This window comes from Actinoallomurus sp. NPDC052308, assembly GCF_040679195.1.
Taxonomy (GTDB): domain Bacteria; phylum Actinomycetota; class Actinomycetes; order Streptosporangiales; family Streptosporangiaceae; genus Actinoallomurus; species Actinoallomurus liliacearum.
In genome coordinates this window covers 1-24,263 of the sequence record NZ_JBFAUM010000046.1, presented here as the reverse complement: position 1 = coordinate 24,263, position 24,263 = coordinate 1, and the positions used below count along the sequence as shown (strand labels likewise).

At 72.7% G+C, this 24,263-nt stretch carries 25 protein-coding genes; 20 read left to right on the top strand and 5 right to left on the bottom strand.

The features are described from left to right. The first annotated feature begins 155 nt into the window (after positions 1-155). The 3 genes from AB0L00_RS43870 (at position 156) to AB0L00_RS43860 (ending at position 2,971) form a co-directional block, all read left to right on the top strand. A complete protein-coding gene (locus tag AB0L00_RS43870; RefSeq protein WP_364443817.1) occupies positions 156-1,367 on the top strand; it encodes an MFS transporter in 1,212 nt (403 codons plus the stop codon). 126 nt (positions 1,368-1,493) lie between these two features. Beyond that, entirely contained in the window at positions 1,494-2,366 is an 873-nt protein-coding gene (locus tag AB0L00_RS43865; protein WP_364443815.1) for an SDR family NAD(P)-dependent oxidoreductase, read from the top strand. Then, on the top strand, positions 2,363-2,971 hold the full coding sequence (locus AB0L00_RS43860) for a carboxymuconolactone decarboxylase family protein (RefSeq protein WP_364443813.1): 609 nt from the start codon (positions 2,363-2,365) through the stop codon (positions 2,969-2,971). The genes AB0L00_RS43865 and AB0L00_RS43860 overlap by 4 nt, the downstream gene beginning before the upstream one ends. Positions 2,972-3,082: 111 nt before the next feature. Here the strand turns inward: AB0L00_RS43860 and crcB (AB0L00_RS43855) are convergent, their stop codons facing one another. The 3 genes from crcB (AB0L00_RS43855) to AB0L00_RS43845 form a co-directional block, all read right to left on the bottom strand. Beyond that, positions 3,083-3,445, bottom strand: a complete 363-nt coding sequence (crcB, locus tag AB0L00_RS43855; RefSeq protein WP_364399083.1) for a fluoride efflux transporter CrcB — start codon at positions 3,443-3,445, stop codon at positions 3,083-3,085. Next, positions 3,442-4,014 (bottom strand): fluoride efflux transporter CrcB, encoded by a 573-nt coding sequence (crcB, locus tag AB0L00_RS43850; protein ID WP_364443811.1) that lies wholly within the window; start codon positions 4,012-4,014, stop codon positions 3,442-3,444. The genes crcB (AB0L00_RS43855) and crcB (AB0L00_RS43850) overlap by 4 nt, the downstream gene beginning before the upstream one ends. Before the next feature lie 127 nt (positions 4,015-4,141). Then, positions 4,142-5,878: an ABC transporter ATP-binding protein gene (locus AB0L00_RS43845; RefSeq protein WP_364443809.1), complete on the bottom strand. Its 1,737-nt coding sequence runs from the start codon at positions 5,876-5,878 to the stop codon at positions 4,142-4,144. Between the two features lie 362 nt (positions 5,879-6,240). On the opposite strand from AB0L00_RS43845, the gene AB0L00_RS43840 reads away from it, so the two are divergent. From AB0L00_RS43840 to AB0L00_RS43815, 6 genes are all read left to right on the top strand, one after another. Then, on the top strand, positions 6,241-7,944 hold the full coding sequence (locus tag AB0L00_RS43840) for a hypothetical protein (RefSeq protein WP_364443808.1): 1,704 nt from the start codon (positions 6,241-6,243) through the stop codon (positions 7,942-7,944). A 35-nt stretch (positions 7,945-7,979) separates the two neighbouring features. Beyond that, positions 7,980-8,234: a hypothetical protein gene (locus AB0L00_RS43835; protein ID WP_364443805.1), complete on the top strand. Its 255-nt coding sequence runs from the start codon at positions 7,980-7,982 to the stop codon at positions 8,232-8,234. Continuing rightward, the gene (locus AB0L00_RS43830) at positions 8,231-9,019 is read left to right on the top strand and encodes a hypothetical protein (protein ID WP_364443802.1); all 789 of its coding nucleotides are present in this window, start codon (positions 8,231-8,233) and stop codon (positions 9,017-9,019) included. Before AB0L00_RS43835 ends, AB0L00_RS43830 begins: the two co-directional genes overlap by 4 nt. Next, positions 9,016-9,399, top strand: a complete 384-nt coding sequence (locus AB0L00_RS43825; protein ID WP_364443799.1) for a hypothetical protein — start codon at positions 9,016-9,018, stop codon at positions 9,397-9,399. The genes AB0L00_RS43830 and AB0L00_RS43825 overlap by 4 nt, the downstream gene beginning before the upstream one ends. A 131-nt stretch (positions 9,400-9,530) precedes the next feature. Further along, positions 9,531-9,722 carry a hypothetical protein gene (locus AB0L00_RS43820; RefSeq protein WP_364443796.1) on the top strand — a complete coding sequence of 64 codons (192 nt, stop codon included), beginning with the start codon at positions 9,531-9,533 and terminating at the stop codon, positions 9,720-9,722. Positions 9,723-9,952: 230 nt separating this feature from the next. Continuing rightward, complete coding sequence (locus AB0L00_RS43815; protein ID WP_364443793.1) at positions 9,953-11,953, top strand: prolyl oligopeptidase family serine peptidase; 2,001 nt, start codon at positions 9,953-9,955, stop codon at positions 11,951-11,953. Between the two features lie 49 nt (positions 11,954-12,002). Here AB0L00_RS43815 and AB0L00_RS43810 read toward each other — a convergent pair whose 3' ends face one another. Next, a complete protein-coding gene (locus tag AB0L00_RS43810) occupies positions 12,003-12,389 on the bottom strand; it encodes an STAS domain-containing protein (RefSeq protein WP_345363152.1) in 387 nt (128 codons plus the stop codon). A gap of 148 nt (positions 12,390-12,537) precedes the next feature. On the opposite strand from AB0L00_RS43810, the gene AB0L00_RS43805 reads away from it, so the two are divergent. After that, complete coding sequence (locus AB0L00_RS43805) at positions 12,538-13,089, top strand: winged helix-turn-helix domain-containing protein (protein WP_364443789.1); 552 nt, start codon at positions 12,538-12,540, stop codon at positions 13,087-13,089. Between the two features lie 87 nt (positions 13,090-13,176). On the opposite strand, the gene AB0L00_RS43800 is transcribed toward AB0L00_RS43805, so the two are convergent. Next, positions 13,177-14,430: a hypothetical protein gene (locus AB0L00_RS43800; RefSeq protein WP_364443787.1), complete on the bottom strand. Its 1,254-nt coding sequence runs from the start codon at positions 14,428-14,430 to the stop codon at positions 13,177-13,179. A 173-nt stretch (positions 14,431-14,603) separates the two neighbouring features. Between AB0L00_RS43800 and AB0L00_RS43795 the strand changes: the two genes are divergently transcribed. The 10 genes from AB0L00_RS43795 to AB0L00_RS43750 all read left to right on the top strand — a co-directional run bounded on the left by AB0L00_RS43795 (position 14,604) and on the right by AB0L00_RS43750 (position 24,150). Further along, positions 14,604-15,746 carry an FAD-binding oxidoreductase gene (locus tag AB0L00_RS43795; RefSeq protein ID WP_364443785.1) on the top strand — a complete coding sequence of 381 codons (1,143 nt, stop codon included), beginning with the start codon at positions 14,604-14,606 and terminating at the stop codon, positions 15,744-15,746. After that, positions 15,743-15,994 carry a (2Fe-2S)-binding protein gene (locus tag AB0L00_RS43790; protein ID WP_345363144.1) on the top strand — a complete coding sequence of 84 codons (252 nt, stop codon included), beginning with the start codon at positions 15,743-15,745 and terminating at the stop codon, positions 15,992-15,994. Before AB0L00_RS43795 ends, AB0L00_RS43790 begins: the two co-directional genes overlap by 4 nt. 50 nt (positions 15,995-16,044) lie before the next feature. Next, a complete protein-coding gene (locus AB0L00_RS43785) occupies positions 16,045-17,409 on the top strand; it encodes an FAD/NAD(P)-binding oxidoreductase (RefSeq protein ID WP_364443849.1) in 1,365 nt (454 codons plus the stop codon). 165 nt (positions 17,410-17,574) lie between these two features. Beyond that, the gene (locus AB0L00_RS43780) at positions 17,575-18,471 is read left to right on the top strand and encodes a dihydrodipicolinate synthase family protein (protein WP_364443782.1); all 897 of its coding nucleotides are present in this window, start codon (positions 17,575-17,577) and stop codon (positions 18,469-18,471) included. Further along, entirely contained in the window at positions 18,464-19,468 is a 1,005-nt protein-coding gene (locus tag AB0L00_RS43775) for a proline racemase family protein (RefSeq protein ID WP_364443780.1), read from the top strand. The genes AB0L00_RS43780 and AB0L00_RS43775 overlap by 8 nt, the downstream gene beginning before the upstream one ends. A 110-nt stretch (positions 19,469-19,578) precedes the next feature. Then, the gene (locus AB0L00_RS43770; RefSeq protein WP_364443777.1) at positions 19,579-20,730 is read left to right on the top strand and encodes a branched-chain amino acid ABC transporter substrate-binding protein; all 1,152 of its coding nucleotides are present in this window, start codon (positions 19,579-19,581) and stop codon (positions 20,728-20,730) included. A 10-nt stretch (positions 20,731-20,740) separates the two neighbouring features. After that, a complete protein-coding gene (locus tag AB0L00_RS43765) occupies positions 20,741-21,634 on the top strand; it encodes a branched-chain amino acid ABC transporter permease (RefSeq protein ID WP_364443774.1) in 894 nt (297 codons plus the stop codon). After that, on the top strand, positions 21,631-22,647 hold the full coding sequence (locus tag AB0L00_RS43760) for a branched-chain amino acid ABC transporter permease (RefSeq protein WP_364443771.1): 1,017 nt from the start codon (positions 21,631-21,633) through the stop codon (positions 22,645-22,647). Before AB0L00_RS43765 ends, AB0L00_RS43760 begins: the two co-directional genes overlap by 4 nt. Continuing rightward, positions 22,647-23,456 (top strand): ABC transporter ATP-binding protein, encoded by an 810-nt coding sequence (locus tag AB0L00_RS43755; protein ID WP_345363135.1) that lies wholly within the window; start codon positions 22,647-22,649, stop codon positions 23,454-23,456. Before AB0L00_RS43760 ends, AB0L00_RS43755 begins: the two co-directional genes overlap by 1 nt. Continuing rightward, positions 23,440-24,150: an ABC transporter ATP-binding protein gene (locus tag AB0L00_RS43750; RefSeq protein WP_364443769.1), complete on the top strand. Its 711-nt coding sequence runs from the start codon at positions 23,440-23,442 to the stop codon at positions 24,148-24,150. Before AB0L00_RS43755 ends, AB0L00_RS43750 begins: the two co-directional genes overlap by 17 nt. Positions 24,151-24,263 lie beyond the last annotated feature (113 nt).

Here is a 24,263-nt window from a genome sequence, read left to right as displayed (position 1 = left end):
CCTATACCCGCGAAATCGAGCCGCCCGAACTCGCGATGACGAACGCTGTCAGAAAAGAGGGGCGACGTAGGCGACCGGCGGCGTGGGGCGCCGGAAATCCGGTTCCCGGCTGTCAGTGCCCGCTGGCATACTGCCAGCGGAGGTAAGTGATCACTGTGACTGTGGAACCTTACCGGCGGGTGCTGGCCATCCCCGGTGTCCGGATGCTGCTGCTCGTCGGGCTGGTCGCCCGGATTCCGGTCGTCGCCTGCGGGCTGACGCTGACCCTGCACGTGGTCGGCGGTCTGGGGCGCGGCTTCATGCAGGCGGGCCTGGTCGGGGCGGCCTCGACCGCCGGAGTGGCGGTCGGATCCCCGATCGCCGGGCGTTTCGTGGACCGACGTGGCCTCCGGCCGGTCCTGGTGGTCACCACGCTCGCTCAGCTTCTCTTCTGGACCGTCGCGCCGTTCCTGCCGTACTGGCCGCTGCTCGTGGGCGCCTTCGTGAGCGGGGTCCTGGCACTGCCGGTCTTCACCGTCATCCGCCAGTGCCTCGCGGCCGCCGTCCCGGCCGAGCACCGCCGCAGCGCCTACGCCCTGGACTCGATGCTGGTCGAGGTGGCCTACATGACCGGCCCGGCGCTCGCCGTGGCCGGCACGACCGCGCTCGGCAGTTCCTGGACCATGGCACTCATCGGGCTCGGACTGGTCGGGTCCGGCACGGCGCTGCTGGTGCTCGACCCGCCCATCCACGTCGGCGACGAGTCGGAGACCGCCGGAGCCACGGTGCGCCGCCGCCAGTGGCTGACGCCCGCGCTCTTCGCCCTGCTCGGCGTGACGTCCGCCGCCACCTTCGTGCTCGCAGGGACCGAGCTCGGCCTGGTCGCGGTGCTCAAGGCCGACTCCGCGACCAGGTGGACCGGCCTGGTGCTCGCGTTCTGGGGCATCGCCTCGCTGGTCGGGGGATTCGTGTACGGCGCGCTGCCCCGGGGCTTCTCTCCGCTCGTCATCGTCGGCGCCATGGCCGCCCTCACCGCTCCGATGGGCCTGGCGGGCCACTGGGAGTGGCTCTGTCTCGCGCTGCTCCCGGCGGGGATGCTGTGCGCCCCGGCGATCTCCGCCTCGATCGACACCCTCAGCCGGTGGGTGCCCGCCGCGGCCCGCGGCGAGGCGACGGGGCTGCACGGCACCGCGATGACGCTGGGGCTGGCCGTCGCCGGACCCGTCACGGGCGTCGTCATCGACGACTTCGGCCCCCGCTGGGCGTTCGCCCTCTCCGGCGCCGCGGGTCTCCTCGTCGTCCTGCTCGCCACCCCGATGTGGCGGCGCGCCGCCCGGCCGGCGGCACCGCGGACGACGGCGGTCGAGCCGGTCGCCGACGCCGCTTGACGCGCTCCCCGGCCCTGGCGAGGCAGGGGTCCGGTCCGCGTCACGCGGTGCCGCCGTCCCATCGTGGCCGCCGCCCACCGCCGGACCCGGGTTCCGCGCGCGGCGGAGCCGGTGTATAGCTGATCCATGCGACGACCGAACGACCCGGCGGCGCTGCGCGGGCGCCGCGTGCTGGTCACCGGAGCCGCGCGCGGCATCGGCGCGGCCCTGGTCCGCCGCCTGCACGCCCGGGGTGCTCGGGTGGCCCTGGCGGGTCTGGAGCCGGACGGCCTCGCGGCCGTCGCCCGGGACTGCGGCGACGCGCCCTGGCGGACGTGCGACGTGACCGACCGCGACCGTGTCGAGCGGGTCGTGACGGAGCTGGCCGACGAGCTGGGCGGCCTGGACGTCGTGGTGGCCAACGCCGGGGTCGCCTGCCAGTGGCCGGTCCTCGGCGGCGACCCGCGCATCCTGGAGACGACGATGCGCGTGAACGTCTTCGGCACCTATCACACGCTGCGCGCGGCGGGCCCGTACATCGCCCACCCGGGCGGCTACGCGCTGGCCGTCGCCTCGCTCGCCGCCGCCGTCCACGCCCCGCTGCTCGGGGCCTACAGCGCGTCGAAGGCCGCCGTCGAGGCGCTCGGCGACACGCTCCGTCTCGAGCTGCGGCACACGGGAGCGCGGGTCGGCGTCGCGTACTTCGCCGAACTGGACACCGACATGACGCGCCGCGGGTTCGGCACCCGGGCGGGCGCCGTGCTGCAGGGCCGGCGCGGCGGGTTCACCGGGGTCACGCCGCTCCGGTCCGGGATCGACGCGCTCGAGCGCGGCATCGCGACGCGCGCCCGCCGGGTGCACGCTCCGCGCTGGGTGGGGCCGGTCCTGTACGGGCGGATGGCGGCCCAGCGGGTGGTGGAGACGGCGGTGCGGGCACGGGTGGAGCCCGCCCTGCGGATCGCGCTCGAGGAGGAGGACCCGCCGATGACGACGCCGCAGCCCGAGGACCGGGCCGGATGACCGCCGACCGGCCCCCCCTGGAGCGGGAGGGGCCGGGGCGTGGGGTGCCGCGTGTGCCGCCCGGATCGCGGCGTGAGCTGGGCACGCCGGCGTGGACGTTCATCCGGCTGGCGGGACGGCGGACCGGCACGCGGGCGCCGGTGCTGTTCCGGGTGCTCGGCCGGCACCGCCGCCTGTTCCGCGGCTGGCTGCACTTCGCCGGCCGGCTGATGCCGGGCGGCGTGCTGCCGCGCCGCGAGACCGAACTGGTCATCCTGCGGGTGGCACACCTGCGGGACTGCCGCTACGAGTTCGATCATCACGTACGGCTCGGCGCCCGGGCCGGGGTCACCCGCGCCGACCTTGCCCGGCTCGTCGAGCGCGGGCCCGAGGACGACGGCTGGTCGCCGCGCGAACGCGCCATCCTGGCGGCGGTGGACGCCCTGCAGGCCGAGCGCGACCTCGACGACGCCGCGTGGGGACGGCTCCGAGAGCACCTCGACGACCGGGAGTGCATCGAACTGATCATGCTCGTCGGCCATTACGACATGCTGGCGACGGCCATCACCGCGCTGCGGATCCCGCCCGACCCTCCCCGGCGGCGCCGGCCCCTCGGGCGGCGCTGACCTCCGGTGGCGCTGATCCCGCCGGGGCTTGCCGGGCCCTGGCAGTCGCGGGCCGAAGAGCGGGCGCCGACACGGCCCCGTGGCGGAGCCGGTCGTGTGGCCGCGGACGGCTCAGAGTGCGGCGCCGACCGCGTAGCCGAGGGCGGCGATCGCGGTCCCGAGGATGAGCCCGCCCACGGCGTTCAGGCCCGCCTCGCGGAACGAGCCGTCCTCCAGGAGCCGTACGGTCTCGAATCCGAAGGTGCTGAAGGTCGTCAGAGCTCCGCAGAATCCAGTGCCCAGCAGGGTGACGACGTGCGCCGGCAGGGCGTGGGCGGAGCCGGTGAGCAGACCGAGGATCAAGCAGCCGATGAGGTTCACGGTGAACGTGCCCCAGGGGAAGACGCCGTCCCGCCGGCGCTGGACGTACCGGTCGATCAGGTAGCGGCTCGGGGCTCCGACGGCGCCGCCGAGCAGCACGAGCAGGACGGTCACCCGCGCCGTCCTTCCCGGCCCTGGAGCACGGGCAGCCCGGCGATCAGCCGGGCCAGCGTCATCCCGCACCACACCGCGGCGAACCCGCCGAGGAGGCTGCCGAGCGCGTACGCCGCGGCGATCCCCCAGGACCCGTGCGCGGCCAGCGTCCGCAGTTCGACCGCGAAGGTCGAGAACGTGGTGTAGCCGCCCAGGACGCCGACGCCGAAGAACGGCCGTACGTAGCGGTTCGGCGGCCAGACGTCCAGGACGAGGACCATGAGCAGCCCGATCGCGAGGCACCCGCTCAGATTGATCGTGAAGGTCGCCCAGGGGAAGCGGCCGGGGGACACGTGGAGCGCCTGGGAGATCAGGTAGCGGGCGACGCCGCCCAGCCCGCCGCCGAGCGAGATCGCCGCCAGCACGCGCCACTGCCGGTCACGGCGCCCGGCGCGGACCGCGAGGACGTCGGCGTCCGGTGCGGTCCCGTCGATCGGGCCGGTGTCGGGGTCGACGGACGGGAGGCCGGGGTCGGCGGGCGGCTCCTCGGTGCGGCGATCCACCGAGCCCTTGGAGAATCGTGCGGCCACTGCGTCCTTTCGGTCTGTCCCCTACCAGTGTGAGGGATGCGCGCAGCGGTCGCGTCCCGGCCCGATCCTCGTCCGTGCCGGACGCCGGTACGGCCCGGGTCCCGCCGGCCTCGGGACGGCCGGGGCCTCACGCGGGTCTCGCCGACGGTGGCCGCGAGACCGGCTCGTCGAGGTACGCGGCCGCCTGGAGGCGGAAGGACTCGGCGTACAGCCCGCCCGCGGCCATCAGCTCGTCGTGGGTGCCGGTTTCGACGACCCGGCCGCGGCGCAGGACGAGGATCCGGTCCGCGGAGCGGACGCTCGAGAAGCGGTGCGAGATCAACACCACCGCTCGTTCGGTGAACAGCTCCCGAATCCGGGCGAACAGGTCGGCCTCCGCCCGGGCGTCCATCGCCGCCGTCGGTTCGTCCAACACGACCAGCGGCGCCTGCCGGAAGAATGCCCTGGCCAGCGCGATGCGCTGCCACTGCCCGAGCGACAGGTCGGTGCCGCCGGTGAACTCCGCGCCGAGCTGCGCGTCGTACCCGCCCGGCAGGTCGGCGACGATCCGCGCCGCCCCGGCGCGGCGCGCGGCCTCCAGCAGCCGGCCCCGGTCTCCGAGGAACGCCGGGTCGCCGAGCGCGATGTTCTCCGCGACGGAGAGCTTGTAGCGCAGATAGTCCTGGAACAGCACGGTGGACAGCGCGCGCAGCTCGGCGGCGGGGGCGGGTCTTCCGTCCACCAGCAGCTCGCCGGAGGCGGGGGAGTACAGGCCGGTCAGCAGCTTCGTCAGCGTGGTCTTGCCCGAGCCGTTCTCCCCGACGAGCGCGACCACCTCGCCGGGGCGCAGGTCGAGCGACACGTCGGCCACCGCGGTCCGGGCGCCGCCGGGGTAGGCGAAGGAGAGGTTCCGGGCGGTCAGGATCCCGAACGACCGGCGCGTGGCCACGGGCGGTGCGGGCGGACCGGAGACCTCGGCGGTGAAGCGCCGCAACTCCCGCAGGTAGCGCAGCGAATCGCCGGAGCTCCGCAGGACCGAAGTGATCATGATGCCCTGCTGGACGCCGATCAGCAGGCCGCCGAGTGCCGTCAGCGCGGTCGGCGCGTCGACCACGCCGGCGACGGTGGCGACGAGCAGGCCGCCGACGGCCGCCGCCGCCATCACCTGCCCGGCCAGCCGCGCCCGGATCTCCTTCCAGAGGAACCGGTGCCGGAAGGCGATCTCGGCGTTCAGCGTGCGGTCGTAGCAGGCGGCCAGCCGGTCGAAGAAGGTGCGGCTCAGGCCGAACGCGCGAAGCTCCTTCGCCTCGTCCCGCCCGGTGAGCAACTGGGTGAGGTAGCCGGCCGCGCGCTGGTTCTCGGTGAGCTGCCGCTGCAGGTCGAAATGGGCGCGCTGCTGGAGCAGCGCGACGCGGATCGACGGGAGGGCCGCGACGAGGAGGAGCGGCAGCAGCCACCAGGCCATGGCGATGAGCGCGATCAGCACCGTCGCCAGCGTCAACGTCGTCCGCGTCACCGTCAGCACGGTGAAGGGGAGATTCGGGGCGTGGATCTGCGCGGCCGTGAGAGCGAGCCGGACCCTGTCGTGGAATCCGGGCCTTTCGAACTCCAGCAGGTCCGTCCGCGCCGTGGCCGAGGTCACCGCCTCCACGGCGTCGCGTTCGATGGCCACGCGAAGGACGGACTGCTGGGTGAGGCCGAGGATGTTCACGGTGCTGTTGACGAACGCCAGCGCCATGACGACGACGGCGGAGACGGCGGCCCGGGAGACGTCGGTCCGCCCGTGTCCGGAGCCGAGGAGACCGTCGGCCACGCCGCGCCCGGCGAGGAGCATGCCGCCGACTCCGAGCGCCTGGCCGAGTTGCAGGAGCAGGACGATCGTCACCCGCCGGCGATCGGCCCGCCACCCGAGAACCACCCCGAAGCTCAGTAATTGCCGCATCTCGGTAAAACGCCGCCGCCGACCTTTGATCGTCATATGGTGCCGCCTTTCCATGTGCCATACCCGTGGCTTGTCGTTCGGCAGTCTGCCATGCCGAGTAAGGAGACATCGAGCGCGGTGAATATGGCATTTCGGGCAATGTGCTCAGCGTCTCGGCATCGGCCTTTTACCTTGGTAAGGTCGGCCTCGTGAGTCCTCCCAGTGAACGATCTATTTATTCCGGAAAGATCGAATCAATGGCGGGCTTGAATGGGAATTCCATTACATCAGGCACTGTGGGGTGATCGGTGGGAAGACGGGGTGACATGCCAGATTCGACCCTGCAGAAGGGTCCGATGACCGGTGCCGCGCCCGGCGTACGGACCGTCGGCTGCGCCGCGGGCGGCGCACCCGTCGGTTTCGCGGGTACGGTCACGTCCGCGCGGATGCTCCTCGAGACGGTCTGCTCATGCGGCGGGCGCCACGTCCCGCCCGCGGGCTCGGAGGCGGTGCCCGGTCCGACGGTCGTGGGCCCGTTCGCCTCCGCGGGGCGGCTCGCGCAGACGTGGGCCGATCCGGCCACCGGCACGCTCGGCAGGGGCGCGCTCGCGCAGATGCCGCTCTACTACGCCGTCGCCGACGGAACGGGCACGGAGGGGCGCCTGGTCCGCTTCTCCACGGACCTGGCCGACCTCGTCGGCTCCCGCTCCGAGATGTGGTCCGCGGCGGTCGCGGCGGCGCTGGCCGGAGAGGCCCTGCCGATGCCGCTCACGCCGTACGAAGGGGTCCTCCAACTGGCCTGCGGCACGACGCTCGGCACGTCGGGCGGCCGGGAGCGCCTCACCCTGGACGAGCTCGACCTCGACGGCCTGGCCGACCAGGCACGGCGGATCACCGGACGTCCCACCGACCCGCGCGGGGTGGTGCGCCGGGCCCTGCGGCACGCCGTCGACGAGGCGCTCGCGGCCGGCGGGGGCAACGGGATCCTCGGCGACGGTGGCGGGATCGGCGCGGCCGCGCTGGCCGCGATCGCTCCGGCGCGACTCCGGCGATTCCACGTGCACCTGGACGTTCCCGTCCTCGACCGCCGGCGCGGACGGCTGGCCGCCGGAGTCGAGGTGATCGACGGCACCGCCCACTGGCACCGTGCGTGCGACACCCCCTGGTTCGGCGCACCGGGGGACGGCGACCCCTGGCCGCCGGCTCCGGACCTCCTCCGGCCCGCGGGATGGGACACCGCCCCGCTGCTCAGCGGCGCGGGACTGGTCGGGCTGCTGACCGGGGCCGCCGAGACACCCGGCCGGCTGCGCACCGGATGGCGCCAGCTGACCATGGCGGCGCCGTTCCCGACGCTGTTCGGCCGACCCGGATGGCGGGCCTGGAATCCGCCGCGGGGCGACGATCCGCCGCAGGGCTCCGGCGACCAGGCGGCCCGGCCCGACGCCTTCCTGCCGGGCGGCTGGATCTCACCCGCCGTCGCCGAGTCCGGCGTCGCCGTGACCTCGGCCCGGACCCCGAGCCACCTCGTCCCCATCGTCGACGACACGACGGGCGCGGTGCCCGGCGCCGCGTCCCTGCAGACCGTCCTCGACCTCCTCGAACGCCCGCCACGGACACCCGGCGACCACAGGCTGGACCCGGTGCTCGTCTGCGCCCACCCGGTCGTGCTCGGCGCGGCGGTCCTCCTGGCCCGGCACGGACGCCTCCGGCTGCGCCGGCGTGACGGGTACGTGCACCGGGCGCCGCTCCTGTGGGACCTGGTGCCCTCCGGCCTGTGGCCCGCGGACGTCACCCCGGCCGAGCGCGAAGCCCTGCTGGCCGCCGCCTTCGTCACCCGCCGCCTGGCGGCTCCGGCGCGGCGCGCGGCACTGCTGGCCCAGGTGGAGGGGAGTCCCTGGGTCCTCGCCGAGCGCCTTCGGGCGGTCCTCGCCGACTCCTCCAGGATGCTCGCCGACGCGCGAGCCCTGCAACGGCTCTGCGTCACCGCCGCCCGCCACCCCGGCCCGTGGACCTCGGGAGGCCGGTCGTGAGCTGGACGCTCCGTGAAGGAGTCAGCCTGCATCCCATGCCCTTCGGGGGCGCCTTCGTCATGGACGACGCCCGGCTGGCCGCTCGGCAGATCGGCTCCGAGCTGGCCGCCCTGCTCGCCGGCACCGCTGCCGCGCCGGCCGGGCCGGGCGGCGGCGACACCTCACCATCCGAGCCGGTCGGCTCCGAACCGGGGGCCGCCGGGACGCCTGGAGTGTCACCCGCGCTCGCCGCCGAGCTCCGCCTCGGAGTCGAGGAGGGCTGGTTGATCCACCAGGAGGAGACCGCATGAAGGAGCTCACCGTCCTCTGTGCCGCCGCCGTCCTCGTGGGCGGCGTCGCCGTCCTCGCCCTCAGCGTCGCCGCCAAGCTCATGGACTGGGAGACCACCCGCGCCGTGTGGCCCGTGACCGGCGGCCTGCGAGCGCTTGCCGGACCGACGCCGGTGACGGTGGTGGAGGGACTGGTGGCGGTGACGGCATTGCTTCCCGCGCCCGTCGGAGTACGCCTCGGGCTGCTCGGCGCCGTCTTCGCCGGCTACACGGTCGCCGCGCTCCTCATGCGGGGCCGTCGCTGCGCCTGCTTCGGCGACTGGATCCCCACGCGGTTCACGATGACCCATGCGGCCGGCTGCGCCGTCGTCGCGGTGCTGGCCCTCGTCGGCATCCTCGGCCCACCGGGAGTGTGGGCGGCCGGCGCCCAGGCCGGAGCCGGCCTCATCCTGGCCCTGGTCGCGGCCGCCTGGTTCCGCCGCCGGTCCGCCGCCGACGGTCACGCCGAGCCGCAGGCCGACGTCCACCGCATCGTCATCTTCACGACCGAGTCCTGTCGCTACTGCGCCGCTCTCGAGGCGCAACGCGACCGCTACCAGGCCATGGCCGACTGTCCGGTGGAGTTCCGGCGGGCCGACGGCGACGAGGAGGTACGGGCCGCGGGTGGAGCGTTCCCGGCGGCCGTCGCGTACGGGGCGGACGGCAGTGCGGTCTCGGAGGCCGCGCACGGCCTCGCCGCGATACGTGACCTGCTGCGCCACTCGACGACACCGTCCCGCCGATCGGGGTCCCAGGTGAGCACGTGACGACCACGATCATCGCGATGTGGACGGCGTTCCGGCTACGCCACCACGACATGCCCGCGCTCGTCGCCGGAATGGACCGGCCCCCACGGCGGCGCCGCGGCACCCGCCCGTCCGTCACGCCGATCGTCCTGACCCTCCGGATCTCCGCCGGCTTCTCCGCCCCGATGCGCGAGAACGCCCTCGTCGTTGCGGCCCTGCACCGCTGTGGCGTCCCGGCGCAACTCGTCGTGGGCGCCGACCCGGTGCCCGAATCCCACGGCGGATATCGCATCTACACCTGGATCGAGATCGCGGGCGTTCCCCTCGACACCGAATCGCCGCCTGGGAATTATCTGGTCGAACTGATCAGATTTCCCAAATCAGGCGAAACGCATTCGTGATCAAAATTAAATCACAACAGGATCAAGAAATGGCCATTGACACTAGAATCCCGGCGCGCCATTCTGTAAATACCGGGTAACCGGCCACCGCGAAAAGAAGGGATCTGCCACGTATGCACGGTCTTCAGGAAATGGCCGCGACACGCACCACCTTCACCGTGACCCCCTACCGCAACGAGCGCGAGGCCGAGACGTGCTACTGGGACGGGACGGCGCCGTTCTGCGCCGGCGCGTGCCCTCCGGGATACACCGAGCGGAACCGCAACAGCTGCGGCGACGGTGCCTGCTGCTGGACCGGCTACAAGGTCTACTGCTGCAAGTGAAAGAGGATCCGCATCGCTCCTGACGCCGAATTCACGGAGCGGATGACGTGATCCGCGAGGACTCCGAGGTCGGCTCTCCCTGCTGAATTCGCAGGCGGATATCACCCCGGATCCCGCAGCGGCGGATATGGCGGCTCGCTCATCTCAGGCGCCATATCCGCCGATCCGCAACGCTGAACATCGAAGCCAATCGATCGGCGGAAGAAAGAAAGGAACGGTCATCGGTCTTCATGACGGATGACGTGAGCGGCGAGAAGTTCCGCGAACAGATCCTCGGCCTGCTGGACGCGTGTTCGGAGCAGGCGACGGAGGCTCATCGCGGCGGATATGGCACCTCGGTCGTCCATGCGCCGTATCCGCCGATCCTTGGCGTCGGCCCGATACCGTCGGGACTACGGCCCGGGCGGTTGTGCCTCCACCTTCCGGACGGCACGCGCTGGATGCCGGACCGGCTGCGGGACGTGCTCGGCCGACCGGTCCAGCATCCCGTCGAGCCGTCGGTGTTCGCCGGTGTCGCGATCGACTCCGGCGCTTCCCGCTGCTGGATCGCGGACGCGGCCGACCGGTCGGTCACGTTCACGGGACCGACCCCGGCGCTGCTCGCCGGGGATGACGCGCCCGTCGCATGGGCCGGGTCCGCGCTCGTGGTGCCGGTGGACCCGCCGCCCGGCCCGTACGCCGCGGCGCCGCAGATCTTCGAAGCACCACCGGGTGAGCGGATCCGGGTGATCACCGGCCCGCCGGCCCATGATCGCCGACCCTGCCGGTTCGTCGCGCTCGATCCGGCGGACGGCGGCATCGAGGCGATGCCCCTGACCGGCCGGCCGTACCAGCGCGTGCGCGGGGCGGCGACGGGTCACATCGCGGCGAGCACGCCGGCCATCGACACCGGAGGCGAGATCCTCGCCGTCGGCGGGCCTGATTCAGCCGACGAGCACCTGATCGCGGTCGGGAACGGTCCGCTGCACGACTTCTGCTGGCTGACGGCGGGGGCGGAGCTGGTCATGGTCATCGGTCGCCCGGACGGCTTCGACATCACGGCCTGCGCGGTGTCGGACCACACCGTCGAACCTTCGCGTCTGCTGCACCGGCACCGTGGGCGTTACCTCCACGCCCACCGCCAGGAGGCCCTGTTCGTCCTGGCCTTGGACGCCGACGGCTCGTACGCCGTGCTCGTCGTGGATCCGGGTGCTCCGCGACCCGTGCTGAGCCTGGCCCTCGGCCTGCGACCGCCGGTGCTCCTCAGGATCGCCGCGGTCGCGGCCGAGCCGGGGCCGCCGGTGGCCGGGCGGTGCTTCGCCACGGTCGACGCGGACAACGACGTGATCGTCTGGGGCGTGCCGGCGGAGGGCACGACCGCGCGGCGGCTCTCCGGCCTTTCCCTACGGGAGGACGAGGAGCTCATCACCGTCTCCGGCTGGGAGGCCGGCGAGGTCAGGCCCGTCTGCGTCCGAAGGCGCGCGCGGGTTCCGCTGCCCGCGCATCCGGGCGGGCCGCCACCGCTGCGCGGCACCGTACCGGCGGCGGCCGCGGACTTTTCGCTGTACCTGCCCGGGCGGCGCGACCCGGCGGCGGTCCTCGTGTGGCTGTCGCAGGCGGGGGAGACGGTACCCGGCGGAGCGGTCGCCTCCCCCGCCGTGCTCGATCCGCACTGGCTGACGCTCGCCGGCTTCGGCGTCCTGGATGTGCGGCTCACTCCCGGCTGGTCGCCCGAAGTGCCCGACGAGGACCTCCGGTCATCTCTCGTCCGGCAGATCCGTGCCGCCGTTCTCGGCAGCGGGGTCCACCGTCACGGGGAGGCGGCGCGTCTCGCCGTCGGCGGCGCGAGTTTCGGCGCGACGCTGGCGTTGCTCGCGGTCGCGGACTGTGACCTGTTCGAGGCCGCGATCGTGCAGAACGGCGCCTACTCCCGGCAGTTGACCCCGTTGGGCTTCCAGGACGAGACCCGATCCCTCTGGGAGGCTCCGCGGGTCTACGCGGACTTCGACGCGATCGTGAACGCGCACCGCATCCGAAGACCGGTTCTGATCATCCACGGTGAGGCGGACCGGAACCCGGCGACTCCGGTGCTCCAGGCGACGCTGCTGTTCCAGGCGCTGATCGCCAACGGGACCCGAGCGCGGCTCGTCGTGCTGCCGGGGGAGGGGCATGTGCTTCGGAGCCGGGACGGCATCGCGGCCGCCCTCACGGAGAAGGCCGCCTGGCTGGCCGCCGCCCAAGACCCGTTGTGATCAGCCGCGCGTGGGCCCCGGGCGGATCGCCTCCGGTGGGCTGAGCGGCTTATCGCGCCGCGGTCAGATCCGCGTCGCCGGTGGGTGCGTCGCCCGGGATCTCATCCGTGCTGGACAGGAACCGGTCGAGTCCGGTGATCTTGAGCATCCGTTGGACGTGCCCGGCGGGCCGGAGCAACAGCAGCTCGCCACCGTCCTTACGAGCGCGCTTCCAGGCGCCGACGAAGCAGCCCAGTCCGACCGAGTCGCAGAACTCGAGCTTCGACAGGTCGAGTGCGATCCGGACCTGGCCCGCCGCCAGTATGGTGTCCAGCTCGTCGCGGATGCTCCCGACGGTCGTGTAGTCGAGCTCGCCCGCCACGTGCACCAGCGCCCACTCGCCCCGTGGCTCGACCGCCACGTCCAGCGTCGCTTCCTCGGGTCGATCCGCCGTCATTCGTCCCCACCTCCACGCCGAATGATGGTGGTCTTCACTTTACGGCCCCCAGTCATTCTTGGCCGATGGTACGTCAACGCCGACCGCGTCCACGTGGTTGGGCTATCCACATATTGTCGACTGACAAAGTGGGGAATATAGTTCGCTCATGCCACGACTCCAGGTTGCGAAGCTCGACACCCACCTACGCGAGGCATCGCCCGACCTCGATGTGGGGCCGCCGCCGGTCCCGGACGACCCGCCACCAGGCGGCCTCCTGGAGGTGATTCCGCTTCCCGGCACCGGACAGGTGGTGGTGATCACCGCCCATCTCCTTCCGGCGGCGGACCTCGGTACGCCGGTCGCCGTTCCCCGGGCGGTCAGGTCTCTGGACCGAGGGCCGGGCGGGTGGGAGCCCGACGACCTGGTCGTCGACCGCGACGCCAGGCGTGTCTGGCTGGACGGCGAAGAGGTGTCGCTGACGTTCCAGGAGTTCGAGCTGCTGGACTACCTGACGGCGCGCCCCGGAAAGGTGTTCTCTCGCATCCACCTGATGAACGCGGTGTGGGAGGGCGCGGCCGTCGTCGTGCCACGGACGGTGGACGTCCACGTCCACCGCCTGCGCCGCAAGCTCGGGCGCCACGGCGACCGCCTGGTGACCATCCGGCGGGTGGGCTACTGCTACCGGCGGCCGGAGGCCGACGCCGCGTCGGTCGGCTGAGCCACCGCGGGCCCCGGCGTGCGGTCACGGCGCGCCGGCCGCCCGCACGGCGGAGTCTCCGGGCCGACACTCGTCGCGGGGCCGGGCTCAGCCTTCGAAGAAGGTGATCCGCACGCCGGAGACGATCCGCTCGACCGGGACGAAGCGGCCCAGGACGGTCTGTTCGCGCAGGGTCTCGCTGAGGTAGACACGGCCGGGCCGTCCGAGGTCCTGGGCCATCTTGGACGCGACGTTGACCGGGGCTCCGGCGATGTCGCGGCCGCCGCCCGGTGTCTCTCCGGTCAGCACCGGCCCGGTGTCCACGCCGATCCGGCATACGATCTCGCGCTCGGCCAGCCCCGCGCGGAGCCGAAGGGCGAATTCGACGGCGGATCCGGGATCGTCGAAGAGGTAGATGCCCAGTGGACCGGCGACCTTGATCTCCACGGCGCCGGCCGACGGCAGCAGGCCCAGCGCCGTCTCGCGCATCGTGGTGGACAGGGCCAGCCCTCTCAGCACCGCCAGGTCGGGCGTGCCCGCCGACGCGCCGCCGCGTTCGACGAGCACGACGGTCCGCTCCCGGAGGTGCCGGGCGGTGAGCCGGGCGAGGAGATCGGCGTCACCGGGCGAGCGCTCGAGGTGAAGGAGGTCGGCGTGGAGGTCGGGGGAGTACGGGATCGGGTACCGCTCGCCCTCGACGGGGCGCGCGTCGGTCAGGCGCGGGCCGTCGAGCAGCCGGTAGACCGGGCCGATCGGATGCCGCAGGTCGTCCCTGCGGACCACGGTGAAGGGATGGCCGGGCGGCAGCAGGTCGACGACCGGTTCGGTGACGGCGATCTCCCCGCCCTCCACGTGGTTCTCCGCGACGTCCTCGATCCCGTCGGCCTCCTCGCCGTACAGCCCGCCGGACAGCTCGCTGAAGGTCCCGCGGTGGACGCCGATGCCGATCCGGATCCGGCACCGGCGCTCGATCTCGTCCTGGACGCTTAAGAGGGCCGCGAGCAACTCCGCTGCGCGGGTGCCGGCCGGATGGAACAGCTGGGCGTTGTCGGCGGCCCAGACTCCCACCGCCCGGCCCCCGATCGCCCGGCCGTACGCGTGCAGGATCCGCTTCGGCCGGTCGATGAGCGCCAGCACCTCCAGCAGTGCCAGCCGCTCGCTGAGCCTCGTCAGGCCCGCCGAGTCCGACACGACGCTGTAGCCCTCGACGGCGTATCCGCTGAGCAGGCGCCGCGCGTCGTCGGCCGTCTGACCGCTTCGCCGCCACCGCTCGACGAGGGCGTGCGGCAGCCCGCCGACGATGTCGCGGGTGAGGTCGTAGTCGCCGGGAACGTGCCGGCCCGCGGGGGATTCGGAGGTCACGCCGCCAGCATAACAACGCACGGTGATCAAATGAGTGCGATTCGTAATAAAAATCTACAATGTAAAGGCGGAGGCCCGGTCGCACAGAACCCTCCCCGACTTCTGGCCCGGCCCGCGATCGCCCATTACCGGACTCTTGTGCGAAAGGTGAGCCATGTGACATTTTACCGCTCGTGAGCACTGCTGACGTGGTGATCGTCGGCGGCGGCGTCGTCGGTGCCGCGTGCGCGTACTACGCCGCGCGGGCCGGGCTGGCGGTGACCGTCGTGGAACGCGGCCCGGTGGCCGGAGGCACCACCGGGGCGGGAGAGGGCAACCTCCTCGTCTCCGACAAGGAGCCCGGCCCGGAACTCGACCTCGCGGTCTTCTCCTCCGCCCGGTGGGCGGAGCTGGCCGCCGAGGACGGGCTCGGGGCGGCCTTCGAGTACGAGCCCAAGGGCGGCCTCGTCGTGGCCGAGAGCGAGAAGGGCATCGCCGGGCTCGCGGCGCTGGCCGAGCTGCAGCGCGCGGCGGGCGTCGACGCGGTCGCCGTGCCCGCGGCGGAACTGCCCGGCTACGAGCCGCACCTGGCCCGCGACCTGGTCGGCGGGATGTTCTACCCGCAGGACGCGCAGGTCCAGCCGATGCTGGCCGCCGCGCACCTGCTGCGCGCCTCCGGGGCCGAGGTCCGTACGGGCGTCACCGTGACCGGGATGCTGCGGAGCGGCGACCGGGTCACCGGGGTGCGCACCGACCGGGGAGACCTCGCCGCGGGGGCGGTCGTGAACGCGGCCGGCACGTGGGGCGGGGAGGTGGCGGCCCTCGCCGGGGTGACCGTCCCGGTGCTGCCCCGCCGGGGCTTCATCCTCGTCACCGAGCCGCTGCCGCCGCTGATCCGGCACAAGGTGTATTCCGCGGAGTACGTCGCGAACGTCGCGAGCGACGACGAGGGACTGGAGTCCTCCGCGGTCGTCGAGGGCACCCCGGCCGGCACGATCCTGATCGGTGCCAGCCGGGAGCGGGTCGGGTTCGACCGCACGCTGTCGATGGCGGCGCTGCGGCGCCTGGCCGCTCAGGCGATCCGGCTGTTCCCGGTGCTCGGTGACGCCACGGCGATCCGCGCCTACTGCGGGTTCCGGCCGTACTGCCCCGACCATCTGCCGGTCATCGGCCCGGATCCGCGCGCCGAGGGGCTGCTGCACGCCTGCGGCCACGAGGGCGCCGGGATCGGCCTGGCGGCGGCGACCGGCCACCTGCTCGCCCAGTCCCTCACCGGCGCGCGGCCGGACCTCGACCTCGCGCCGTTCCGCCCCGACCGCTTTCCGGAGCAGCCATGAGTCAGATCGTCTTCGAGGGCCGGCCGGTGCCGTTCGAACCGGGTCAGAGCGTCGGCGCCGCCCTGACCGCCGCGGGCATCAGATCCTGGCGGACGACCCGGTTCGGCGGGCGGCCGCGCGGGCTGTACTGCGGGATCGGCGTGTGCTTCGACTGCCTGATCACCGTCAACGGCCGCCCGTCGCTGCGGGCCTGCATGGTCGAGGCGCGGGACGGCGACGTCGTGGAGGGCGGTGGCCCGGATGCATGACCTGGTGCTGATGGCGGGGGACGGCGACGTGGGGAAGGGCGGTGGCCGCGATGCATGACCTGGTGGTGATCGGCGCGGGACCGGCGGGCCTGGCCGCGGCGGTGTCCGCCGCGACGGCCGGGCTGGACGTCGCGCTGATCGACGCGGGACGGCGGCCGGGCGGGCAGTACTACCGGCACCACGCGGCCGAGACGGGCCGTCTCCACCACGACTGGGACGCCTTCGTACGGCTCCGGGACGCGCTGGACCGCCTCACCTACCTGCCGGACCACCGGGTCTGGCACGTCGAGGACGGGTTCACCGTGCACGCGCTCGCGGGGGACCGGGACGAGCGCCCGGTCCGGATCGGCGCGCGGACGCTGGTCGTCGCGACGGGCGCGCATGACCGGTCGCTGCCGTTCCCCGGCTGGGACCTGCCGGGCGTGCTCACCGCGGGCGGCGCGCAGGCGCTGTTGAAGGGCGACCGGGTCACGGCGGGCGAGCGGATCGTCGTCGCGGGCACCGGCCCATTCCTGCTCCCCATCGCCACCGGCCTGGCCGGGGCCGGGGCGACCGTCGTCGGGGTCTTCGAGGCCGGCCGTCCGTACGGCTTCGCCCGGCACGTCGCCCGGCATCCGGACAAGGCGCGGGAGGGCACCGGGTACGCCGCCCTGCTGGCGCGGCACCGGATCCCGTACCGCACCGGGCACGCCGTCGTCGCGGTGCACGGGGACGACCGGGTCGAGGCGGCCACCGTCGCCCGGCTCGACCGGGACTGGGCGCCGGTACGCGAGCGCGTCGTCGCCTGCGACACGGTGGCGGTCGGCTACGGGTTCACGCCGCAGCTGGAGATCCCCCTGCAGCTCGGCTGCGCCACTCGGATGGACGCCGACGGCAGCCTGGTCGTCGCGGTCGACGTGGCGCAGCGTACGAGCGTGCCCGGCGTGTACGCGGCGGGGGAGACCACCGGGGTCGGCGGCGCCCAGCTCTCGCTCGTCGAGGGGGAGCTGGCCGGGCTGTCGGCCGCGGAGGCGGCGGGCGGCGTCGCGCCCGACCCGGCCGACGTACGGCGCCTGCTGGCGCGACGACGGCGGCTGCGGGCGTTCGCCGCGGCTCTGCACCGCGCGTATCCCGTCCGCCCGGGCTGGATGGACCGGCTGCGGGAGGACACGATCGTCTGCCGCTGTGAGGAGGTCACCTGCGGTCGGCTGACCGAGGCGGCGGAGCTCGGCGCGACCGACCCGCGCTCGGCCAAGCTGCTCAGCCGGGCGGGCATGGGCCGGTGCCAGGGCCGGGTATGCGGCTACGCGACCGCGTGGCTCGCGGCGGGGATCTGCGGGCGGCTGCCCGACGCCGACGACCTGCGGGGAATCGCGCGCCGACCACTCGCCCAGCCCCTGCGGCTGCGTGACCTCGCCGCCGAGGACCGGCCCTGACACCGGCCAGAGCGAACAGCCACGGCCGGAGGGGCGAATCCCTACGGCCGCGGTGCGGAAACCGTCCGATCAACCAGGCATAACGGACGTATCACGAGTCCTGTCACATCTTGACGGCCATGCTCGGCCCAACGTGAAATGTCACATCGCATAAGGGAGAACCGCATGAGTGCCCCCCGTAAGCCCTGGCACGGCATCCTCGTCGCCACCGCGCTGCCGCTGCGCGAGGACCTGTCGGTCGACTTCGACCGGTACGCCCAGCACGTTCGCGACCTGGTCGACGCGGGCTGCGACGGCGTGTGCCCCAACGGCTCACTCGGCGAGTACCAGAACCTCACCCCCGAAGAGCGGGCCCAGGTCGTGCGGACCGCGGTCGAGGCGATCGGCGGCGACCGAGTCGTGCCGGGCGTCGCGGCGTACGGCTCAGCGGAGTCGCGGCGCTGGGCCGAGCAGGCCGCCGAGGCCGGAGCGGGCGCGGTCCTGCTCCTGCCGCCGAACGCCTACCGCGCGGACGACCGGATCGTCGAGGCCCACTACGCCGAGGTGGCCAAGGCGGGGCTGCCGATCGTCGCGTACAACAACCCGTACGACACCAAGGTGGACCTGACCCCCGAGCTGCTGGCCCGTCTGCACGAGGCCGGTCACATCGTCGCGGTCAAGGAGTTCAGCGGCGACGTGCGCCGCGCCTACCGGATCGCCGAGCTGGCCCCCGAGCTCGACGTGCTGATCGGCGCGGATGACGTGCTGCTCGAGCTGGCCATCGCCGGTGCCAAGGGCTGGATCGCCGGCTACCCGAACGCCCTGCCGAAGGCGAGCGTCGCGCTGTACCGGGCGGCCGTCGCCGGCGACCTGGAGCGGGCGCTGCCGCTGTACCGGGCACTGCACCCGCTGCTGCGCTGGGACTCGCGGACGGAGTTCGTCCAGGCGATCAAGCTGTCGATGGACGTCATGGGCGGGTACGGCGGCCCGTGCCGGCCGCCCCGCCTCCCGCTGACCGAGGAACAGGCCGCGACCGTGCGGGCGGCCACGGAGGCCGCCGCGCACCTGGAGAGCAATGCGTAGCAAGCACGTGTTCCACGCGGTGGACTCGCACACCGAGGGGATGCCGACCCGCGTCGTCACCGGCGGGGTCGGCGTCATCCCCGGTGCGACGATGTTCGAGCGGCGCGCGTACTTCATGGAGCACCTCGACCACATCCGCACCCTGCTGATGTACGAGCCGCGCGGGCACGCCTCGATGAGCGGCGCGATCCTCCAGCCGCCGACCCGGCCGGACGCCGACTACGGCGTGCTGTACATCGAGGTGTCCGGCTGCCTGCCGATGTGCGGGCACGGCACGATCGGGGTCGCGACCGTGCTGGTCGAGACCGGGATGGTGGAGGTGACCGAGCCGGTCACCACGATCCGGCTGGACACGCCCGCCGGGCTCGTCGTCACCGAGGTCGCGGTGCGCGACGGCGCGGCGAAGAGCGTGACGATCCGCAACGTCCCGTCGTTCGTCGACGCCCTCGACCAGACCGTCGACGTGCCGGGGATCGGCCCCGTCACGTACGACATGGCCTACGGCGGCAACTTCTACGCGATCCTGCCGATCGAGCGGGTCGGGCTGCCGTTCGACCGGGAGCGCAAGAACGACATCCTCAGCGCCGGCCTGGCGACGATGGCGGCGATCAACGAGCAGCGCCGCCCGGTGCACCCGGAGAACCCCGACATCGCGGGCTGCCATCACGTGCAGTTCGTCGCGCCCGGCTCGGACGCGAAGCACTCCCGGCACGCGATGGCGATCCACCCGGGCTGGTTCGACCGCTCGCCGTGCGGCACCGGCACCTCGGCCCGGCTCGCCCAGTTGCACGCGCGCGGGGAGCTGGCCCCCGGCGCGGAGTTCGTCAACGAGTCGTTCATCGGCAGCCGGTTCATCGGCCGGATCGCCGAGGAGACGACCGTCGCCGGTTCCCGGCCCGCGATCGTCCCGGCGATCACCGGCCGCGCCTGGGTGACCGGCACGGCGCAGTACCTGCTCGACCCCGACGATCCCTTCCCCGAGGGGTTCCTGCTCTGATCCCCCGTTCCTAGACCTCCCGCTCCTCAACCCGACCGTCCGACGCGGCGTGGCCACTCCGGCCGCGCCGCCATCTCCCCCTACCCGTCGTTCACATATCGGAGATCCCCATGAGGAAAGCAGCGCTCGGCGTCGCACTGGCGGCGACCGCTCTGACCGCCTCGGCCTGTGGCCAGGGCGTGCTCGGTGGCGACAGCAAGAAGGACAAGGGCCCCATCCTGCTCGGGATGGACATCCCCCTGTCGGGCAGCAGCGCCGACATCGGCCCGTACATGAAGAACGGCGCCCAGATGGCGATCGACGAGATCAACGCGAAGGGCGGTGTGCTCGGCCGCAAGCTGGAACTGCGCGCCGAGGACGACGCCTGCGACCCCAAGACGGCGGTCGCCGCGGCGAACAAGCTGGTCGCCGCGAACGTCGCGGTGTCGGTCGGCGGGTACTGCTCGGGCGCGACCCTGCCCACGCTCCCGGTCTTCGACCGCCGCAAGATCCCGATGATCATCCCGGCGGCCAACTCGACCGAGCTGGTCGACCAGAAGCTCAAGCACGTGTTCTTCGTCAACGGCACCGGTGACCAGCAGGCCGTCGCCGCGATGACCTGGATGACCAAGAGCGGCGCCAAGAAGGTCGCGCTCCTGCACGACAACACGTCCTACTCCAAGGACATCGCGGTGCGCACCGCGGCCGAGCTCGACAAGCCCGGCGGCCCCGACAAGGCGACCCTGGACGCGGTCAACCCCGGCGAGAGCGACTACTCCGCGAACGTCACGAACGTCCTTCGGAAGAACCCGGACTTCATCTACTGGACCGGCTACTACCAGGAGGGCGGCCTGATCCTGCGGCAGCTCCGGCAGGCCGGGTACAAGGGCAAGTTCATGGTCGCCGACGGCTCGGTGGACGCCAAGCTCGTCAAGATCGCAGGCGGGGCCGCCGCCGAGGGCGCGTACGCGACCATGACCCAGACCCCGGACACCATCCAGGGCGCGGAGAGCTGGATCGCCACCTACAAGCAGAAGTTCGGCGCCGACCCCGGCCCGTACTCCACCCAGTCCTACGACGCCGTGCGGGTCGCGGCCGAGGCCATCAAGAAGGCCGGCGGCACCGACGGCGACAAGCTCGCCACGGCGCTGGAGGGCATCAACGGGCTGCAGCTGTTCTCCGGTCCGCTGAAGTTCACCGACCGGCACACGCTCACCAGCGGCGGCTTCGTGATCCTCGTCGTCAAGAACGGCAAGTTCGTGCTCCAGGACGCGCTGAAGTAGGCCCCTGCCAATGTCACAGCTGATCTGGAACGGCCTGTTCGTCGGCTCGTTCTACGCTTTGGTCGCGCTGGGCTACAGCATGGTGTACGGCATCATCAAGCTGCTCAACTTCGCCCACGGCGACCTCTACATGCTCGGCGCGTTCAGCGGGTTCGCGATGCTCGGGGCGATGGGCGGGCTGGTGAAGTCCTCCTCTCTCGTCGCCCTGTTCGTCGTGCTGATCCTGACGATGGTGGCGACCGGCCTGTCCGGCGTCGTCATCGAGCGGGTCGCCTACCGGCCGCTGCGCGGCGCGCCCCGCCTGTCCCTTCTGATCACCGCGGTCGGGGCGTCGTTCGCCCTGGAGTACGGCACCCGCATCGTCGCCGGGCCGAACCCGAAGGTGTACCCGGTCCGGCTCGACGGCACGGCGCTGCACGTTCTGGGCGCCCGCGTCACCTGGCAGCAGATCGCCCTGATGGCGGTCTCCGTCGTCCTCATGGTGGCGCTGAACGTCCTGATCACCCGGACCCGGCAGGGCCGCGCCATGCGGGCCATCGCGCTGGACCCGAAGGCGTGCCTGCTCATGGGCATCGACGTCGACAAGGTGATCTCGCGGACCTTCTTCATCGGCTCGGCGCTCGCCGGGGCGGCGGGCGTCATGGCCGGCGGCTACTACGGGAAGATCGACTTCCTGATGGGCTTCATCATCGGGCTCAAGGCGTTCACCGCGGCGGTCATCGGAGGCATCGGCAACATCCCGGGCACCATGCTCGGCGGTCTGCTGCTCGGCCTGCTGGAGTCGTTCGGCACGCACTTCGTCGGCGGGCAGTGGCGCGACGTCTTCGCGTTCGGATTCCTCATCCTGTTCCTGACCGTGCGGCCCACCGGCCTGCTCGGCGAACGCGTCACGGAGCGCGTATGAGCGCGGGCGAGGGACCGGGCGTGAGCGCGGGCGACGGCACCGCGGTCCAGGGCCCACCGGTCAAGCCGGTGAAGGGCCGGGGCCCGACGTTCATCACGCGGTTCCTGGAGAGCCGGCACCTCGGCTGGGCGGGCCTGGCGATCGGGCTGCTCGCGCCGTTCGTCATCGCCACGCCGTACGCGATGGACGTGATGACCAGCGCGGTCGTCTTCGTCATGCTCGCCGTCGGGCTGAACATCGTCGTCGGCTACTGCGGCCTGCTGGACCTGGGGTACGCGGCGTTCTTCGCGGTCGGCGCGTACACCAGCGGCGTGCTGTCCACCGAGCTGAAGATCCCGCTGCTGGCGACGGTCCCGGCGGTCGTCATCGTGACCGTGGTCGCGGGCGTCATCATCGGCGGCCCGACGCTCCGGCTGCGCAGCGACTACCTGGCGATCGTGACGCTCGGCTTCGGGGAGATCATCCGGATCACCGCCAACAACCTGGACATCACCGGCGGACCGTCCGGCATCTACGGCATCCCCGGGCTGTTCGGCGACGCCTCGTCGAACCAGGTCGTCTTCTACTACGCCGTGCTGATCATCGTCGCCGTGGCCGTGCTGCTGGCGGCCCGGCTCGGCCGGTCCCGGATCGGCCGGGCGTGGCGGTTCGTCCGCGAGGACGAGGACGCCGCCGAGGCGATGGGCATCAACACGTACAAGGTGAAGCTGGCCGCCTACATCGCGGGCGCGGTCTGGGGCGGCCTGGCCGGCGTGCTGTTCGCGGCGCAGCTCTCGGCGATCTCACCGGCCAGCTTCACGTTCCTGCAGTCGGCGCTCGTGCTGATGGCCGTCGTGCTGGGCGGCATGGGCTCGACGCCCGGCGTGGTGCTCGGCGCGATCGTGATCAGTCTGCTGCCGGAGGTGCTGCGCGGCCTGGCCGACTACCGGTTCTTCGCCTTCGGCGTGCTGCTGATCATCGTGATGATCGCTCGTCCGCAGGGGCTGTGGCCCCATCGATCGAGGGAGCGGTGATGCTGCAAGTCGAGGACCTTCGGCTGTCCTTCGGCGGCGTGCTGGCCGTGGACGGGCTGTCGTTCGGCGTCGGCGCGGGCGAGATCGTCTCGGTGATCGGCCCGAACGGCGCCGGCAAGACGTCGGCGTTCAACTGCGTCACCGGGTTCTACAAGCCCACGGCGGGCCGGATCCGGATCGACGGCGCGGACGTGACCGGGCGGCGGCCCTCGCTGATCGCTTCGCGGGGCGTCTCCCGGACGTTCCAGAACCTGCGCGTGTTCGGCGAGATGTCGGTGCTGGACAACGTGCGGGCCGGTACGCATCTGTGGCTGCGCCAGCGGGTCGTCGACGCGCTGCTGCACACGCCGCGGTACCGCCGCAGCGAGCGCGAGGGCACCGAGGAGGCGAACAAGTGGCTCGACTTCGTCGGCCTGCGCGGTGACCGGACCGGGCTCGTACGGAACCTGCCATACGGTGAGCAGCGCCGGGTGGAGATCGCCCGAGCACTGGCCCGCCGCCCGAAGCTGCTACTGCTCGACGAGCCCGCGGCCGGGCTCAACCACGGCGAGAAGGCGGAACTGCTCGACCTGATCCGGCGGATCCGCGACCTCGGCATCGCGATCGCGCTGATCGAGCACGACATGGGCCTGGTCATGGAGGTCTCCGACCGGGTCGTCGTGCTCAACTTCGGCCGGGAGATCGCCGACGGGCCGCCCGAACAGGTCCGCAGCGATCCGGCGGTGATCGAGGCGTACCTCGGGCGGGACGCCGACGAGGCCGAGGTCGAGGCGGCCAGAGAGGAGGTCGGCGGTGCTCGAGGTGAGTGACCTGGAGGTGAGCTACGGCGGGGTCCAGGCCCTGCGCGGGCTGTCGCTCACCGTGGGCGAGGGCGAGATCGTCGCGCTGCTCGGCAACAACGGCGCCGGCAAGACGACGACGCTGTCGGCCGTGTCCGGGCTGGTACGGCCCGGTGCGGGACGGATCGTGTACGAGGGCGACGACATCACCCGCGCGGCGCCGCCCAAGATCGTCGGACGTGGTCTGGTGCACGTGCCGGAGGGGCGCAGGATCTTCAGCACCCTGACCGTGCACGAGAACCTGCTGCTCGGCGGCTACCTCGTGCGCGACGCCAAGGAGCTGGCCCGCCGCGTCGACCGGGCGTACTCCCTGCTGCCCAAGCTCGCCGAACGGCGCGCCCAGCACGGCGGCACCCTGTCCGGCGGCGAGCAGCAGATGCTGGCCATCGGCCGGGCGCTCGTCGCCGGGCCGCGGCTGCTGATGCTCGACGAGCCGTCGATGGGGCTGGCCCCGCTGATCGTCGCGGCGGTCATGGACGTCATCCGCGACATCAACGAGGCCGGCACCGCCGTCCTGCTCGTGGAGCAGAACGCCAAGGCCGCGCTCAAGATCGCCCACCGGGGCTATGTGATCGAGAACGGCCGCTGCGTGCTCGACGGCCCGGCCGCGGACCTGGCCGCCGACTCCCGCGTCGTCGAGGCCTACCTCGGCGGCGTCGCCTGAGCCCCGCCCCGGCGTCGTGGTGCACCTGCTCGAAATGTGCGAACGGGCGGGGTTCAGCCCCCGCATCTCGTTCACCACCGACGACTTCGTGGCCGTCCAGGCGCTCGTCGCGG

Bases quoted from the DNA above. Each gene is read 5' to 3' on its own strand.
- AB0L00_RS43820 (WP_364443796.1), top strand. From the start codon at position 9,531: ATGGCCGCGACACGCACCACCTTCACCGTGACCCCCTACCGCAACGAG.
- AB0L00_RS43840 (WP_364443808.1), top strand. From the start codon at position 6,241: ATGCCAGATTCGACCCTGCAGAAGGGTCCGATGACCGGTGCCGCGCCC.
- AB0L00_RS43810 (WP_345363152.1), bottom strand. From the start codon at position 12,389: ATGACGGCGGATCGACCCGAGGAAGCGACGCTGGACGTGGCGGTCGAG.
- AB0L00_RS43830 (WP_364443802.1), top strand. From the start codon at position 8,231: ATGAAGGAGCTCACCGTCCTCTGTGCCGCCGCCGTCCTCGTGGGCGGC.
- AB0L00_RS43755 (WP_345363135.1), top strand. From the start codon at position 22,647: ATGCTGCAAGTCGAGGACCTTCGGCTGTCCTTCGGCGGCGTGCTGGCC.
- AB0L00_RS43760 (WP_364443771.1), top strand. From the start codon at position 21,631: ATGAGCGCGGGCGAGGGACCGGGCGTGAGCGCGGGCGACGGCACCGCG.
- AB0L00_RS43860 (WP_364443813.1), top strand. From the start codon at position 2,363: ATGACCGCCGACCGGCCCCCCCTGGAGCGGGAGGGGCCGGGGCGTGGG.
- AB0L00_RS43835 (WP_364443805.1), top strand. From the start codon at position 7,980: ATGCCCTTCGGGGGCGCCTTCGTCATGGACGACGCCCGGCTGGCCGCT.
- AB0L00_RS43770 (WP_364443777.1), top strand. From the start codon at position 19,579: ATGAGGAAAGCAGCGCTCGGCGTCGCACTGGCGGCGACCGCTCTGACC.
- AB0L00_RS43785 (WP_364443849.1), top strand. From the start codon at position 16,045: ATGCATGACCTGGTGGTGATCGGCGCGGGACCGGCGGGCCTGGCCGCG.
- AB0L00_RS43805 (WP_364443789.1), top strand. From the start codon at position 12,538: ATGCCACGACTCCAGGTTGCGAAGCTCGACACCCACCTACGCGAGGCA.
- AB0L00_RS43765 (WP_364443774.1), top strand. From the start codon at position 20,741: ATGTCACAGCTGATCTGGAACGGCCTGTTCGTCGGCTCGTTCTACGCT.
- AB0L00_RS43815 (WP_364443793.1), top strand. From the start codon at position 9,953: ATGACGGATGACGTGAGCGGCGAGAAGTTCCGCGAACAGATCCTCGGC.
- AB0L00_RS43790 (WP_345363144.1), top strand. From the start codon at position 15,743: ATGAGTCAGATCGTCTTCGAGGGCCGGCCGGTGCCGTTCGAACCGGGT.
- AB0L00_RS43775 (WP_364443780.1), top strand. From the start codon at position 18,464: ATGCGTAGCAAGCACGTGTTCCACGCGGTGGACTCGCACACCGAGGGG.
- AB0L00_RS43780 (WP_364443782.1), top strand. From the start codon at position 17,575: ATGAGTGCCCCCCGTAAGCCCTGGCACGGCATCCTCGTCGCCACCGCG.
- AB0L00_RS43865 (WP_364443815.1), top strand. From the start codon at position 1,494: ATGCGACGACCGAACGACCCGGCGGCGCTGCGCGGGCGCCGCGTGCTG.